The 15,210-nt window shown below is 74.0% G+C and carries 11 protein-coding genes; 6 read left to right on the forward strand and 5 right to left on the reverse strand.

The annotated features are described in order from the left end of the window. Positions 1 to 4 precede the first annotated feature (4 nt). On the forward strand, positions 5 to 2,437 hold the full coding sequence (locus A3Q37_RS18670) for a hypothetical protein (protein ID WP_065485975.1): 2,433 nt from the start codon (positions 5 to 7) through the stop codon (positions 2,435 to 2,437). On the opposite strand, the gene A3Q37_RS18675 is transcribed toward A3Q37_RS18670, so the two are convergent. The 3 genes from A3Q37_RS18675 to A3Q37_RS18685 form a co-directional block, all read right to left on the reverse strand. Then, entirely contained in the window at positions 2,404 to 4,836 is a 2,433-nt protein-coding gene (locus tag A3Q37_RS18675) for a right-handed parallel beta-helix repeat-containing protein (RefSeq protein WP_065485977.1), read from the reverse strand. The genes A3Q37_RS18670 and A3Q37_RS18675 overlap by 34 nt on opposite strands. 167 nt (positions 4,837 to 5,003) lie before the next feature. Beyond that, positions 5,004 to 5,624, reverse strand: coding sequence for a hypothetical protein (locus A3Q37_RS18680; protein ID WP_065485980.1), 621 nt, complete (start codon positions 5,622 to 5,624; stop codon positions 5,004 to 5,006). Between the two features lie 169 nt (positions 5,625 to 5,793). Continuing rightward, positions 5,794 to 6,279 (reverse strand): DUF6643 family protein, encoded by a 486-nt coding sequence (locus tag A3Q37_RS18685; RefSeq protein ID WP_065485982.1) that lies wholly within the window; start codon positions 6,277 to 6,279, stop codon positions 5,794 to 5,796. Between the two features lie 348 nt (positions 6,280 to 6,627). Here A3Q37_RS18685 and A3Q37_RS18690 point away from each other — a divergent pair, with 348 nt between their 5' ends. Next, entirely contained in the window at positions 6,628 to 7,989 is a 1,362-nt protein-coding gene (locus A3Q37_RS18690; protein ID WP_065486261.1) for a TerD family protein, read from the forward strand. Positions 7,990 to 8,032: 43 nt separating this feature from the next. Here A3Q37_RS18690 and A3Q37_RS18695 read toward each other — a convergent pair whose 3' ends face one another. Continuing rightward, entirely contained in the window at positions 8,033 to 9,214 is a 1,182-nt protein-coding gene (locus tag A3Q37_RS18695; RefSeq protein WP_065485984.1) for a glycosyltransferase, read from the reverse strand. A gap of 58 nt (positions 9,215 to 9,272) precedes the next feature. On the opposite strand from A3Q37_RS18695, the gene A3Q37_RS18700 reads away from it, so the two are divergent. From A3Q37_RS18700 to A3Q37_RS18715, 4 genes are all read left to right on the forward strand, one after another. Beyond that, positions 9,273 to 10,058 carry a glutamate racemase gene (locus A3Q37_RS18700; RefSeq protein WP_065485986.1) on the forward strand — a complete coding sequence of 262 codons (786 nt, stop codon included), beginning with the start codon at positions 9,273 to 9,275 and terminating at the stop codon, positions 10,056 to 10,058. Between the two features lie 81 nt (positions 10,059 to 10,139). Beyond that, the gene (locus A3Q37_RS18705; protein WP_065485987.1) at positions 10,140 to 10,703 is read left to right on the forward strand and encodes a hypothetical protein; all 564 of its coding nucleotides are present in this window, start codon (positions 10,140 to 10,142) and stop codon (positions 10,701 to 10,703) included. Positions 10,704 to 10,877: 174 nt separating this feature from the next. Beyond that, a complete protein-coding gene (gene lnt / locus A3Q37_RS18710) occupies positions 10,878 to 12,473 on the forward strand; it encodes an apolipoprotein N-acyltransferase (RefSeq protein ID WP_065485989.1) in 1,596 nt (531 codons plus the stop codon). A 30-nt stretch (positions 12,474 to 12,503) separates the two neighbouring features. Further along, entirely contained in the window at positions 12,504 to 12,986 is a 483-nt protein-coding gene (locus A3Q37_RS18715; protein WP_065485991.1) for an NUDIX domain-containing protein, read from the forward strand. Between the two features lie 33 nt (positions 12,987 to 13,019). On the opposite strand, the gene A3Q37_RS18720 is transcribed toward A3Q37_RS18715, so the two are convergent. Beyond that, a complete protein-coding gene (locus tag A3Q37_RS18720) occupies positions 13,020 to 15,080 on the reverse strand; it encodes a neutral/alkaline ceramidase (RefSeq protein ID WP_065485993.1) in 2,061 nt (686 codons plus the stop codon). Positions 15,081 to 15,210 lie beyond the last annotated feature (130 nt).

Genomic DNA, 15,210 nt, shown 5'->3' on the forward strand with positions numbered 1-15,210 from the left:
CCCCTTGGCTCCTGCCGCCCCGCCCCCGCCCGCCTCCTCGTCCCCCGAGCACACCGGAAGCGCACTGGAACTGCTCGTCCACGGCGTCGGCGGCGCCACCCCGCAGGAGATGCTGGGCGACCCGCGTACCGTCCGGGTCACCGGGGACACCACCGCCGCCGTGTACCGGCGCACCGAGGACGCCCACGGCGAGAAGCACCCCGAGCGCTACCGGGACGAGCCCGTCGCCGAGGCGTACTGCTGGTCCGGCCTCACCTCCGGCAACGGCTCCCGCGCCCTGTGGCTGCTGCTCCTGCCGTTCATGGTGGTCAACCTCGCCCACTGGATGCGCCCCACCGCCACCGGCCGCACCCGCGCGGTCCGGCTGTACGGCGTCCTGGTGCGGCTCGTCGCGCTCAGCCTCACCGTGCTGCTCACGGCCGCCGCCTGCGAAGTCGCCCTCGACCTGCTGGCCTGGCAGTGCGCGGGCGCCGACGCCTGCGCCGAACGCCGCTCCTGGCTCGGCTTCCTGTCGGCACATCAGGGCGGCTGGTGGTCCCAGCCCGGCCGCCGCCTCGCCCTGGCCGCCGTCGTGCCCGCCGCCCTGGTGGGGCTCCTGTGGTACCTGTCCAACCGGACCTGGAGCGCGTACGAATCCCAACGCCCCCTGGACGGAAAGGACTTCGACGCGAACGACCCCTTCGGAGCGGCGGCGGACCACGGCCCGGGCGCACCCGACCCGGACGCCGACGGGGCCCCGCGCCCGGCCGCCCCGGTCCGCCCCGCGCTCGGCAGGCCCGGCTTCTGGTACGGCCGGCGGCTCGTCGCCCGGCTCCGCGCCGCCCACACGGCGGCCGGATTCCTGACCGTCGCCGCGGCCGTCGCCGGCGCCGCCGCACGGTACGACCGGGGCGCCGAAGGACCGGCGCCCCGGATCGTCGGCGCGGCCGTCGAGGCCGGCATCGTCCTGTGCGCGCTCGTCGTCGTCTGGGTCGTCTGCCGCCGGGGCCGCAGCGAACGGACCCGCGACACCCGCCTGGACAGCGCCCTGATCAGCTATCTGCCCGGCTCCGCGCTGGCCCTGCTCGGCCTCGCCGTGCTGTACGCGTCCTGGTCGCGCCCCGGCTGGCAGTCCGCGGGCACCCTGCCCGGCGAGGCCACCTTCCGGTTCCTCGCCCTCGGCCAGGGCGTCCTCGTCATCGCCCTCGCCGTGGTCGCCCGGGGCCTCTACCGGCGCACCCCCGAACCCCGCACCGTCCTGTACGGGCTGGGCGGCCCCGCCGTCGCGATGCTCGCCTGCGCGCTGGGCGGTGTGATGACCGGCGGGGTGGCCCAGCGCGTCGCCGACTGGCTGGACGGCCCCGGCACCCCGGGCATGGGCCACGGCGACGACATCACCGGGCCGCCGGTCCTGCTCAGCTGGCAGGCCTCCGTCATCCCGGTGCTCCTGCTCCTCCTGCTCGTCCCCGTCCTCGTGCTGGTCGTCCGCACCGCGCGCACCGCCCGCCGCCTGGGCCCGGTCGTCGAGGCGGAGTACGCCCCCGAACCGCCCGACGAGGGCCGCACCCGCCGGATCGCCCGGATCCGCGCCACCGCCGCCCTCACCGACTCCGCCCCCTGGATCATCGGCGTCGTCTCCACGGCGACCCTGCTGCTCGGGGCGGGGGCGATCGCCGGCTCCTGGTACAGCGACCAGGTGCCGGGCCGGGCCGCCGACGGCAGCGGGCCGCTCCTCGAATCGCTGGCCGAGGCCGCGCAGTCGACCGGCTCCTGGCTGATCGGCTTCGGCTTCATACTCTTCGTCGCCGGGGGCCGCCGCGCCTACAAGGACGCCTCGGCCCGCCGGACCATCGGCATCCTCTGGGACGTGGGCACCTTCTGGCCCCGCGCCGCCCACCCCTTCGCGCCCCCGTGCTACGCCGAGCGCGCCGTCCCCGACCTCGCCTCCCGGATGTCCGCCTGGACGGCCACCACACCCCGGGGCCGGCTCGTCATCTCGGGCCACTCCCAGGGCAGCGTGCTCGCCGCGTCCGCCGTCTGGCAACTGCCCGACGCCACCCGCCCCCGGGTCGCGCTGCTCACCTACGGCTCGCCCCTGGAGCGGCTGTACGGGCGGTGGTTCCCCGCCTACTTCGGCCCCGAGCCGCTGATCGGGCTGCACCGCTCGGTGCACTGCTGGCGCAATCTGTGGCGGGCCACCGACCCGATCGGCGGCCCCGTCCGCATCGGCGCCGACCCCGGCCCGGGCGTCGACCGGGGCCCGCTGAAGGACCCGCTGGGCTACGGGCGGACGACGAAGCTCCCGCTGCCCGAACCGATCCTCGGCCACTCCGACTACCAGGCCGACCCGGCCTTCGCCGACGCGCGCGCCGACCTCCTGGAGGAGCTGGGCCCGCGCGTCCCCCGGCAGGCGGAGGTACGGATTCAGAAGGGCACTTCGGGGAGGTCCTCCGGGTAGAGCAAAGTCAGGTCGTCCGTGCTCGGCTCGGCGAGCTGGGCGACCCGGCCCGCGTGCCGCTCCACCATCGACTCGAAGGTCTGGCGGGCGGTGCGGCCGTTGCCGAAGGCGGGGCCCTTGGGAAGCGCCGTGAAGTGTTTCAGGAGCGCCTCCCCGGTCCCGGCCGCCAGGCTGTACTCATGCTCCTCGGCCTGCTGTTCGACGATCCGCAGCAGCTCCTCGGGGAGATAGTCCTGAAAGGTGATGGTCCGGGAGAACCGCGAGGCCACCCCGGGGTTGACGGTGAGGAACCGCTCCATCTCCAGGGTGTAGCCCGCGACGATCACGACCACCGCGTCCCGGTGGTCCTCCATCAGCTTCACCAGCGTGTCGATGGCCTCCCGCCCGAAGTCCCGGCCGGAGTCCTCGGGGGAGAGGGCGTACGCCTCGTCGACGAACAGCACCCCGCCGCGCGCCCGGTCGAACGCCTCCTGGGTCCGGATCGCCGTCGAGCCGATGTGCTCGCCGACCAGGTCGACCCGGGACACCTCGACCAGATGACCGCGCTCCAGCACCCCGAGCGACGCCAGGATCTCCCCGTACAGCCGGGCGACCGTGGTCTTGCCCGTACCGGGGGAGCCGGTGAAGACGAGGTGGCGGCGGACGGACGCGGCCTTCAGCCCGGCCTCCGCGCGGCGCCGGCCCACCTCGATCATGTCCGTGAGCGCCCGCACCTCCCGCTTGACGCTGTCCAGACCCACCAGCGCGTCCAGTTCACCGAGGACCGCCGAGGAGTCCCGGGCCGGCTCCGCCGGGGCAACCGGCTCGGGGACGGGTTCGACCGCGCGCTGCCCGGGCAGCGCGCCCAGCAGCCCCGGCGTCGACTGCGTGGCCGTCAGTACCGGGGGCGGCGGCGGGGCCGGAGCCGTACGCAGACCGCTCTCGTCGCTCGTACAGTCCTGCGCCACCGGCCCGGCCGCGGAACCGCCGTCCCCCTCGGGGAACTCGTAACCGCCCCGCGCGCACCGCTCGGTACGGCACCGGGTCAGGGTCGTACGGCAGCCCTCCATGACATGGAAGCCGTACCCCTCACTGCCCGTCACCCGGCAGCCGTCGAAGGTCCCCCGGCCCTCGGCCGAGACGTAGAACCCGGCCTCGGCGGGCGAGGTGACCGTGCAGCGCTCGATGGTGGGGTCCGCGCCCTTGGTGACGATGACCCCGGTCTGCGCCGCGTCGATGGTGCAGTTGTTCAGCGTGCCACCGCTGCCGTGGTCACGGAACCAGGCGCCCGTGGACGCCTCCCGGATCCGGCAGTCGTCGAGCTGCGCGGTCGCCCCGTCGCTCACCGACACGGCGGTGTTACGGATCTGGGAGAGGTCGCTGTCCACCACATCGGCCCGCGAACCCCGGTCGAGGACGAACAGCGCGTCGGGCACGTCGTGCACCCGGCAGGCGTCCAATATCACCGTCGCGCCGTCGCTGACCCAGACCGCCGGATAGTCGCCCGTACTGTCATGGATCTCGCACTGGTTGGCGTCGACCCGGGTCCCCGGGTCCCAGACCGAGAGCCCGTTGCGGCCGAACCGGCGGACCGTGGAACGGGTCAGCGTGAGCACCGAACGCGACCGCAGATCGACGGCGTTCTCCGGGATGTCGTGGATGTCGCAGTCGGCGAGCGTCAGCACCGCGTCGGTGTCCAGCGTGACGCCGTCCGCCGATGTGCGGTGCACGGTGCAGTCGGTGAGATGGGCCGAGGCGCGGGCGGTGACCTGGATGCCGCTGCCCTTGATCTCGTACACCTCGCAGCCGAACGCCTCGAGACCGCTGCCGTCGCCGGTGACGCCGATGCCCGCCCCGGAGGCGTGGTGGATCCGGCAGCGGTCCAGGCGCGGGTGCCCGCCGTCGCGGACCGACACCCCGGACTGGCCCGCCGAGACGATCTCGCACTCCTCGAACACCCCGCCCGCGCCGTCCAGCACGGCGACGCCGACCCCGGCCGGATTGTCGACCGTGCACCGCCGCACGGTCGGCCGGGCCGCGCCGCGCACCTCGATGCCCGCGGCGGACCGGGTCACGATCCGCAGGTCCGTCAGCTCCGCCGTGCCGTCCTCGACCAGCAGCGCCGGGGCCGCCGAGTCCTGCCCCTCGATGTGCAGGCCCTGGACGACCGCGGAGGCGCGCACGGTCAGCGGTACGCCGTCGAGCGGCGCGATCCGCACGGAGCCGGCCGACCCCTCGGGGCCGCGCAGTGTCACCGCACGCGGGACGACGAGGTTCTCCCGGTAGGTCCCGGGCGCGACGGTGAGGACGTCGCCCTCGGCCGCCGCCTCCAGGGCCGCCGAGAGGGAGGCGTACTCGCCGGTGCGGCGGCGCCATCGCGATGTGCCGGTGTGCGTCACCTGGACCGTGCCCTGTGCCATGGCGTTGCTGTGCCCCCACCTCGTGCTGTGCGCTGCCTCGGGCCCGTCCGTCGCCGGGGAGGCGGACGGGGTCGGACCACCGTAGCGCGCGTGAGGGCCGGGAGTTGACGAGTCGGCCCCGCGGGACGATGTCGCCGACGGACGCGTCCGGCCGGGAGAGCGTGTGGTCAGCCGCCCGTTCCGGCCCGGCCCCAGCCCGCGCCCGCCGCGGCCCACTCCCGGTCGAGACGCGCGTACCGCTGCCGCACCATGCGCCCTACGACCACCCTGCGGCCCGCCTCGACACATCCGGCGGCGAGCAGGAACGTGCCGATGCCGCCCAGCACCGCGTGGGTCCGGGCGGCGTGTCCGTCCATCGGCGGGGGAACCGGGACGCCCGACGCGTCCGTCCAGATCCGCAGCGGGGACCCCGGGACACCGGTCCCCGACGCGGTGGCCACCTCACCGGTGCGCGGGGTGCCGTCCGGGGCCTGCCAGGACGCCACCACCCAGATGTGCGCGGCCCGTTCGGTGCGGCCCTCGGGATCACCCACGTACCGTGCCCGCCCCGGGGCCCGGCCCACCACGACCGCGTCGACGGGGCGGCGCTCCTGGTGCTGGGCGCGTACCGACCGCTGGAGGGCGGCGTCGGCGACCGAACCGCCGGCCCAGCCCGCGGCCGGGGCCCCGATCACGAGGAGCAGCAGCGCCGCGAGCGCCACCCAGGCCTCGCGGCGGTCGGTGGCGCGGCGCAGCGGATTGTCCCGGCCGCGCAACAGCCCCCACAGCAGTGTCCACTGCGCCCGCACCCCGTGCCCCCCGTCCCCCTCGGTCGATTCCCCGCGGCCCGCCCTGACGGGCCCGTGGCGCGACGGATCGTCGAGACGCCGGGCCCGGCCTCTGTGAACAGGACCGCGCTCAGCCGTCAGAGGTTGCTCGGTGCGTCCCCCGGCGCACCTCGCCGCACGGAGCCGGGGCTCAGTATCCCCGGCCCTGGTAGGGCCGGTTGTACGGGTCCTCGTACGGCGACTGCGCCGGCACGGGGCGCGGCGATGCCGGACGCATCGACTCGTACCCGGAGGCGGGCGCGGGGCGCTGCGGCTGGGGCTGCTGCGGATAGCCGCGCACCGCCGAGGGCTGCTGCGGGATGTACGGCGCGGGCGCGTGCTGAAGCTGGGCGGGCTGCATCGGCGCGTGCGGCGCCGGAGCCTGCTGGTACTGCGGCATCGGCTGCTGCTGCGGGTAGCCGTAGGAGCCGGTCTGTTGCGACGGGGCCGCGGGCAGAGCCGGCAGCGCCGACGGCAGGGCCGGCAGGTAGCTGCTACCGGTGTCGTACGCGGCCGGCACACGGATGGGGGCGATCTGAGGGGTTCCCCGCTCCGCGACCAAGGAGTCGTAGATCGGAGTGTCGGGGAACGACGCGGCGTAGTAGCCGCCGCCGAAGGTGGAGCGGGGGGACGTCATGCCACCTAAGTTAAGCCCACGATGTGCCGGATGGGGAGCCCCAATCTTTGGGTTATCCGATTTACGCAGGTTCTGTGCGCCCGGGCCGCCAAAACACCGCTAAAGCTTTCGTTAACGGCAGCGGTCTTTCCGCTGGTCGGCGACGGACGTTTCCCGTTCCGGCGGCGGAAGTGCCCCGGTGCCGCCCCGGGCGACCGGGTCATTCGGCGGGCTCGGCAATTCCCCCTGACCGCCGAGGAATTGAGTGATCACTTCGCCGTCCGCCACGCGGTCCCGGGGCCCCGGGACGCTTTCCGGCCGGTGGCCGTTAGGTTGTGGGGGGAAAGCCTGCGGGCAGGCGGAGACATGATGGGGGCGAGTATGATCATGAAAAAGGGAAGCAACGTTCCGGTGCCGGCCGGCACCGTCCGCGTCGAGCTGGGGTGGCACGCCGCGCCGGGCGCCCCCGATGTCGACGCCTCCGCGCTGCTGCTGGTGGCGGGCAAGGTCCGCGGCGACGCGGACTTCGTCTTCTACAACCAGCCGGCCCACGCGTCCGGAGCGGTCCGGCACGAGGGCAAGCAGAGCGCCCCCGACCGCGTCACCGACACGCTCCTCGTCGACTTCGGCAAGGTCGAGCCCGGGATCGAGCGCATCGTCGTCGCGGCCTCGGCCGACGGCGGGACCTTCGGCCGGGTGAGCGGACTCTACGTACGGATCATCGACGCGGCGAGCGGCGCGGAGCTGGCCCGCTTCGACAGCACGGACGCGACGGTCGAGACCGCGTTCATCCTCGGCGAGCTGTATCTGCGCCAGGGCGCGTGGAAGTTCCGCGCGGTCGGGCAGGGTTACAGCACCGGTCTCGAGGGCCTGGCGACGGACTTCGGCATCTCCGTGGACGAACCGCAGCAGGCCGCACCCGCCCCGCAGGCCCCTTCACCGTCGTGGCCCCCGGCCCCGGCCCCGCAGACGCCGGCGGCACCGCCCGCCTCTGCGCCGTCCTGGCCCCCGGCCCCGGCTCCGGTGGCCCCCGCCCCGGTCGCCCCCGCGCCGGTAGCCCCCGCCCCGCCGGCCCCGCCCGCGCCGGCGCCCGTACGGCTCACCAAGGTCACGCTGACCAAGAGCGCCCCGACCGTCTCGCTCGCCAAGCAGGGCGGCACCTCCGGCGTGCTGCGCGTCAACCTCAACTGGGAGGTGCGCAAGCAGTTCAAGGGCTGGGGAGCCAAGCTCGGCCGGGCCGTCGCCATGCACGCCGATCTCGACCTCGACCTCTGCGCCCTGTACGAACTCGCCGACGGCCGCAAGGGAGTGGTGCAGGCCCTCGGCAACGCCTTCGGCTCACTGCGTCAGCCGCCCTTCATCCACCTCGACGGCGACGACCGCACCGGCGCGGTCTCCACCGGCGAGAACATGACCATCAACCTCGACCACAAGGACCTGCTGCGGCGCGTCCTGATCTTCGTCACCATCTACGAAGGCGCGCGGAGCTTCGCCGACCTCCACGCCACCGTCACCCTCCAGCCGCAGAACGGCGCGCCCATCGACTTCTCCCTCGACGAGTGCACCGTGCCCTCCACCGTCTGCGCCCTGGCCCTCATCACCAACAACGGCGGCGACCTCACCGTGCAGCGCGAGGCCCGCTATCTCGTCCCGGACCGGGGCGTCAGCCCCCAGCGCACCATCGACGCCGCCTACGGCTGGGGCATGAACTGGACGCCCGGCCGCAAGTGACGCCCCGCGCCCGCCCGGACCGGCCGCCCGCCTCCCGGCGGCGTCACCGGTCGGGCGCGGCCTCCGGGCGCGCGTAGGTACGGCCCTTCCAGGCCGCGCCCCGCCCCCGGTAGTGCTGCACCGCCGAGTCGACCGTCATCAGCAGGTACAGCACCGCCGTGACCGGCAGCAGCGGCCCCAGCCACAGCGACTGCCGGTAGTACGCCAGCATCGGCAGATACGTCGCCGTCATCACCGCCCAGGCCGCACCGCCCGCCCAGGCCGCCACCGCGTCCCCCGTCGCCACCCCCGCCACCAGCGTCGCGGGCGGTGCCACGTACACGAGCAGCAGCCCCGGGACCGTCCCCGCCAGCAGCAGCGGGCTGTGCCGCAGCTGCGCGTACGCACTGCGCGCGACCATCCGCCACAGATCCGCGAGCCGTGGATACGGCCGGACGCTGTCCACCCGCTCCGCGAGCCCCAGCCAGATCCGGCCGCCGCCGCGCCGCACCTCCCGCGCCAGCGACACGTCGTCGATCACCGCCTGCCGGATCGACTCCGGGATCCGCGCCCGCTCGGCGGCCTCCGCACGCAGCAGGACACAGCCCCCCGCCGCCGCGGCCGTCCGCGACCGGGCGCTGTTGACCCGGCGGAACGGGTAGAGCTGCCCGAAGAAGTAGACGAACGCCGGGACCACCAGGCGCTCCCAGACGCTCTCCACCCGCAGCCGCGCCATCTGCGACACCAGATCGAAGCCGTCGGGCCCGCCGGGACCGGCCGCGGCCACCAGATCGCGCAGGCTGTCCGGCTCGTGCGCGATGTCCGCGTCGGTCAGCAGCAGGAAGTCCGGCTTGTCCCGCCGGGCCAGCGCGATCCCGTGCCGCAGCGCCCACAGCTTGCCCGTCCAGCCCCGCTCGGGCTCCCCGGGCGTCACCACGGTCAGCGGGAGACCGCCGTACCGGGCGGCCAGGTCCCGGGCCAGCTGCCCGGTGCCGTCGCTGCTGGAGTCGTCGACGAGGATGACCCTGGCCTCCCCCGGATAGTCCTGGACGAGCAGCGACGGCAGGCTCACCGGAAGCATCGCCGCCTCGTCGCGGGCCGGCACGACCACCGCCACCGACGGCCAGCGCGCCGGGTCGGTGCGCCGGGGGAGCCGCTGGTCCGTCCGCCAGTAGAAGCCCTGCCCCAGCAGCAGCCACCCCCACGCGATCAGCGAACCCACGGCGATCCAGGCAACGGCGCTCATCCGCCGAAGTCTGCCCCACTGAGCCCGGTTCGCAAGGGCTGTCGGCTAGGGTGACCGGGTGAAGATCGCGCTCATGGACTCCGGAATCGGCCTGCTGGCGGCAGCGGCCGCCGTACGCCGCCTGCGGCCCGACGCCGAGCTGGTGCTCTCCTCCGACCCCGGCTCGATGCCGTGGGGACCCCGCACCCCCGAGGACCTGACCGCCCTCGCCCTGGACGTCGCCCGCGCCGCCGCGGCCCAGCGCCCCGACGCGCTGATCATCGCCTGCAACACGGCCTCGGTCCACGCCCTGCCGGCGATCCGTGCCGAGCTGGAGCCCGCCCTGCCGGTCATCGGCACGGTCCCCGCGATCAAGCCCGCGGCCGCGGGCGGCGGCTCCGTCGCCATCTGGGCCACCCCGGCCACCACCGGCAGCCCCTACCAGCGCGGACTGATCGCCGAATTCGGCGGCTCCGCCGAGGTCACCGAGGTCCCGTGCCCCGGCCTCGCCGACGCCGTGGAGCACGGCGACGAGGCCGCGATCGACCGGGCCGTCGCGGCCGCCGCCGCCCTCACGCCGTCCGACGTACGGGCCGTCGTCCTCGGCTGCACCCACTACGAGCTGGTCGCGACCCGGATCCGCGACGCCGTGCAGCGGCCGGGCCGCCCGCCACTCGCCCTGCACGCCTCCGCCGGGGCGGTCGCCGCCCAGGCGCTGCGCCGGATCGGCGCGGAACCCGCCCCGACGGCCGCCCCCTCCGGCGCGCTCACCGTGCTGCGGGCAGGGCGTGTCGCGGCTCTCCCGGACGCCGCCCTGACCTACGCGGAAGGCCGGATCCTGGCCGCCGGAGCGCCCGTCCGCTGACCGTACAGCCGATCGAGCGGCTCGCCCGATCGGCCCCCGCGGCCCCGGCCGGGAGCCCGGAACCCCGCTACGCTGCTGAATATGACCGACCACCCCGAGAGTGCGAGGCACGGGTCGAGCCAGGCGCCGCCCGCGGAGTGGAACGGCCGCGCCACCAACCGCCTCCAGTGGCTGCTGGCCCTCGCGGGTGCGGGATGTGTGGCGCTCGGCATCGAGCTCGCCGTCGACGGGGCCTGGACCTCGGGGATCGCCCCGCTGCTCATGTCCGTGATCGGCTGCCTCGCCGCCGGACTGCTGATCCTCTTCGGCACGCTCGCCTTCGTCCACGTGGCCGTCAGGGTCGACGGGGACAGCCTGGAGGTCCGCTGCGGCCACGCCGGCCTGCCGCGTCGCCGGATCCTGCTCAGCCATGTCACGGGCGCGGAGTTCGTCCCCCGGATCAATCCGCGCGAATGGGGCGGCTGGGGCTACCGCTGGCGCCCCGAACAGGGCACCGCCGTGGTGGTCCGCAAGGGCGAGGGCATGGCCCTGCGCCTCGGCGACGGCCGCACCTTCACCGTCACGGTCGACGACGCGGAGACGGCCGTACGGTTCATCCGGCAACGCCTGCACCTGCCGTCCCCGGGAAAGCGGCCCGGCGACTGACCGGGCGGCCCCGGCGCCAGCCACCCCCGCCGGATGCTGCGCCGTCCCAGCAGCGGCCCGCGACCGTGCCGCCCCGGCGGCGAGCAGCCACAAGCCACCCGGGCCCCGACCCCGCCCAGGTCAACGCCACCGCTCACAGCCGCCCACCGTAGACTCCGGCGGGTGAGCGCCACCATGACTCCCGTCGACGATTCGCCGCCCCCGGCAGCGGCCCCCCGGGCCGCCGGGCTGCCGCGGCGGCTCCTCCGCCCGGCCGCCGCCGTGCTGTCCGGGCTCCTGCTCTACGCGAGCTTCCCGCCCCGGACCGTGTGGTGGCTCGTGCTGCCCGGGTTCGCGCTGCTCGGCTGGGTGCTGCACGGGCGCCGGCTCCGGGCCGCGTTCGGCCTCGGCCTGCTGTCGGGCCTCGGTTTCATGCTGCCGCTGCTGCACTGGACCGGCGAGGACGTCGGCCCGGTGCCGTGGCTGGCGCTGGCCGCCGCGGAGGGGCTCTTCATCGCCGTGGGGTGCCTGGGCATCGCCGCGGTGACCCGCCTCGCGTACTGGCCCGTCTGGGCGGCCGCGGTCTGGACGCTTGACGAGGCGGTCCGCGCCCGGATCCCGTTCGGCGGCTTCCCCTGGGGCAAGATCGCGTTCGGCCAGTCCGAGAGCGCCTTCCTGCCGCTCGCCGCGCTCGGCGGCACCCCGCTGCTCTCCTTCGCCGTCGTGCTGTGCGGCTTCGGCCTCTACGAGGCGGTGCGCCAGGTCATGGTGTACCGGTCCACCGGGAAGATCCCCCGCGCCGCCGTCGCCGGAGCCGCCGCGAGCGTCCTCGTACCGATCGCGGGCGCCCTCGCCGCGCTGCCCCTGGTCGACGACTCGGCGGAGAACGGCACGGCCACCGTCGCCGCGATCCAGGGCAACGTGCCGCGCCTCGGCCTCGACTTCAACGCCCAGCGCCGCGCGGTCCTCGACAACCACGCCAAGCGCACCACCCAGCTCGCCGACGAGGTCAAGGCGGGCAAGGCGAAGCAGCCCGACTTTGTGCTGTGGCCGGAGAACTCCTCCGACCTCGACCCGTATCTCAACGCCGACGCCCGCCAGGTCATCGACGACGCGGTCAAGGCGATCGACGCCCCCACGGTCGTCGGCTCGGTGGTCGAGAAGGGCTCCGACAGCCTCCGTAACACCCTGATCGAGTGGGACCCCGACCAGGGCCCGGTCGACACCTACGACAAGCGCCACATCCAGCCGTTCGGCGAGTACATGCCGATGCGCACGGTCGCCCGCTTCTTCAGCGAGGACGTGGACCGGGTGCAGCGCGAGTTCGTCCCCGGCACCGAGGTGGGCGTCTTCGACCTCGCCGGGACGAAGGTGGGGCTCGTGACCTGTTACGAGGCGGCCTTCGACGACGCCGTACGCGACACGGTCACCCACGGCGGGCAGATGATCGCCGTGCCGAGCAACAACGCCACCTTCGGCCGCAGCGAGATGACCTACCAGCAGCTGGCCATGTCCCAGGTGCGGGCCGTCGAGCACGGCCGGGCCGTCGTCGTCCCCGTCACCAGCGGGGTCAGCGCGGTGATCCGGCCCGACGGCACGATCGTGCAGAAGAGCGGGATGTTCACCCCCGACGCCCTCGTGGCCGAGGTCCCGCTGCGCTCTTCGCTCACCCCCGCCACCCGGATGGGCCCGCTGCCCGAGGGCGTCATCGCGCTGCTGGCCCTGGCGGGCCTGGGCTGGGTGAGCGTCTCGGCGGTCCGCGCCCGCAAGGCCGGAGGCGCGGCGCGGTAGCACCTGATCAGGGCGCGTAGGCTCGGATCCATGGCTACTCCCGACTTCATCCGTGAGATCCGCGCCACCGCCGGACACCAGCTGCTCCTGCTGCCCGGGGTGACGGCCATCGTCCTCGACGACGAGGGCCGGGTGCTCCTCGGGCGGCGCGCGGACACCGGGAAGTGGTCGGTCATCGGCGGGATCTCCGAGCCGGGCGAGGAGCCGGCGGCGACGGCGGAGCGCGAGGTGCTGGAGGAGACGGGCGTGCACTGCGTGGCCGAGCGGGTGGTGCTCACCCAGGCGCTGGACCCTGTGCAGTACGCCAACGGCGACCGCTGCCAGTACCTCGACATCACCTTCCGCTGCCGGGCCACCGGCGGCGAGGCGCGCGTCAACGACGACGAGTCGCTGGAGGTGGGCTGGTTCCCGCTGGACGGGCTCCCGCCGCTCGGCGAGTTCGCCCTGTTCCGGATCAAGCAGTCCCTCACCGAGGGCCCCGCCTGGTTCCAGCCCACCCCGCGCACGACCTGAACCTCTCCCTGAGGGTGAGGGTTCCCGCCACCTCTACTCCACGGTGAAGCTCCCCGTCGCCCCGGTGAACGGCGTGATCTTCCCGAGCAGGCTCTTGGCGTCCCCGTGGTGGACGATCCGGTAGGTGCCGGGTGCGGTGTCCGCCCCGGTCTTCCAGGTGATCGTGGCCTTCGAGGTGCCGGTCAGCCCGTTGAGCCGGGTCCAGCGGTAGGTGGTTTCCCAGTCACCGTCGTCCAGCACCCGCTTCCAGCTACCGTTCTCCAGCCGCTGGACCTCCAGGAAGGTGGAGCCGCGGCGGAGGTTGTTCTTCGGGTGGCCGGTGGCGAACTCGACGGTGGCGGTGGCCCCGCGCGCGTACGAACTTTCCGGGGCCTTCAGGACCGCGCCGAACGCCTTGCCCGAGGGCGGGTTGTCGTACACGACCCCCGTCTGGAAGGTGAACTGCCGCCCCGACTCGTCCGCCGGCACCGTGCCCCGGTCCAGGGCCGTGCCCGCGCGCAGGGACTGGGCGATGCGGGCGTACTCCTGCTGGTAGGCGGGCAGGGTGTAGCGGCCGTACAGCGTGGAGCCGCCCTCGTAGTTCTGGGTGTCGTACTCCTCCGGCGTCGTGACGTACTGGCTGTAGGCGTTGGCGTACCCCTGGAGCAGGACGCGGTCCAGAGGCGCGCCCAGCTGCTCGGCCACCGTGCGGCGTACGCGGAGGCCGGAGGTGATCGTGAACTCGCCCGGGGCGGCCACCAGATACAGCTCGCCGATCCTCATGATCTGGAGGGGGAGCCGCTTCGGGGTGACCGGGTGGACGTTGCTCAGCAGACCCGTGGGGATCAGGCTCGCCTTCGGGTACTGGCAGGTCGCGAGCCAGGACGGGGTGTCGACGCGCAGCGCTTCGAGTATGGGGGCGATCGGGGTGCGCATGCCCTCCTCGAAGCCGGGTATCGCCGGACCGTCCTCCACACTGCCCGCGAGCGTGGACGCGCCGACAACGGCGGGACAGGTGCGGTGCTCCTTGCCGTCCGGGGTGTACTCCGGCCGTACGGTGACGTTCTCCATGTCGACGTACGCGAGCCGGGAGTCGACCCCTCCGGCGACGGGCCGCGCGTCGTCGTAGATCTCGCGGGCCTTGTCGAGCTGGCGCTCGCCGATGATGCGGGTGTTCTCGAACTCGTCCTCGGTGGGCCCGGAACCGGGCTTCAGGTTGAGGTTGGGGGACATGTCGCCGGCGTTGGTGTTGGGGAAGGCCGCGACGAACCCCGGGGTGTCGTCGAGATAGCGGACGTCCTCGTGGTCGTGCTCCCAGACGTAGGAGGCGTAGCCCTTGTTGTCGGGGCTGATGAGCGTGTTCTTGTTGGTGATCGAGGTGTTGTGGGTCGCGAACCAGCTGATCGCGCCCGCGTCCTTCTCGCCCTGCTTGAAGCGCAGCACGGTCATCGCCGGGTCGATTCCGTCGGGGAAGGCGGCCCGGTCGGCGGCCGGATTGCGGTCGAACGCCTCCCGCGAGCGATTGACGCTGGCGTTGGTCAGGGTCCCCGTGCCCAGGCTCATCGTGCCGGGCTTCAGGTCCTCGTGCGCCTTGGCGACGGACTCGGTGATGCCGTCGACGATCGCCCGGTAGGTCTCCTTCTGGAAGCCGAGGACGGAGAGGTTGTAGGCGACGTTGTGGGAGTATCCGCCCGGCCCCGAGTGGGTGTGGGTGGCCGAGAGGAGGACGTTCTCCTCGCCGTACAGGCTGCCGTAACGCTCCGTCAGCCGGGCCATGACGCCCTGCCGGACGGACTGGAAGATCATCGCCAGGTCCGCGTTGACGTACACCACGCGCTTGCCGCTCGACCGGTCGACGACCACGAAGGCGCGCGACCGCTGCCGCTGGTGGATGCCCGAGGTCTTCTGGTCGAAGCTGGAGTAGCCCATCATCCCCGTCTCGGCGGCCTCGCCCGTGACATCGGCGATACCGCGCCCGACGAGGTAGCCCGCCTCCTCGGAGGTGTCCGACGCGGACGCGGGGGAGGGGGCGCCGAGGGTGACCGCTCCGAGGGCGGCGGCGAGCAGCGCGACGGGGAGCCTGCGCCGGGAGCGGCGGACGGTGGGGGGTGGCATGGGACCTCCTGGGGCGGGAGACGGGATGCCGGGCCCGGTCGGCGGCTCACCGACGTGGGGGGCCGGGGCAGTGCCCCGACCGTAGAGCAGTGTGACCTGCGTCGCATAGATGTCTACCGGTCAGTAAAGA

Source organism: Streptomyces sp. PTY087I2 (genome assembly GCF_001687325.1).
GTDB lineage: Bacteria > Actinomycetota > Actinomycetes > Streptomycetales > Streptomycetaceae > Streptomyces.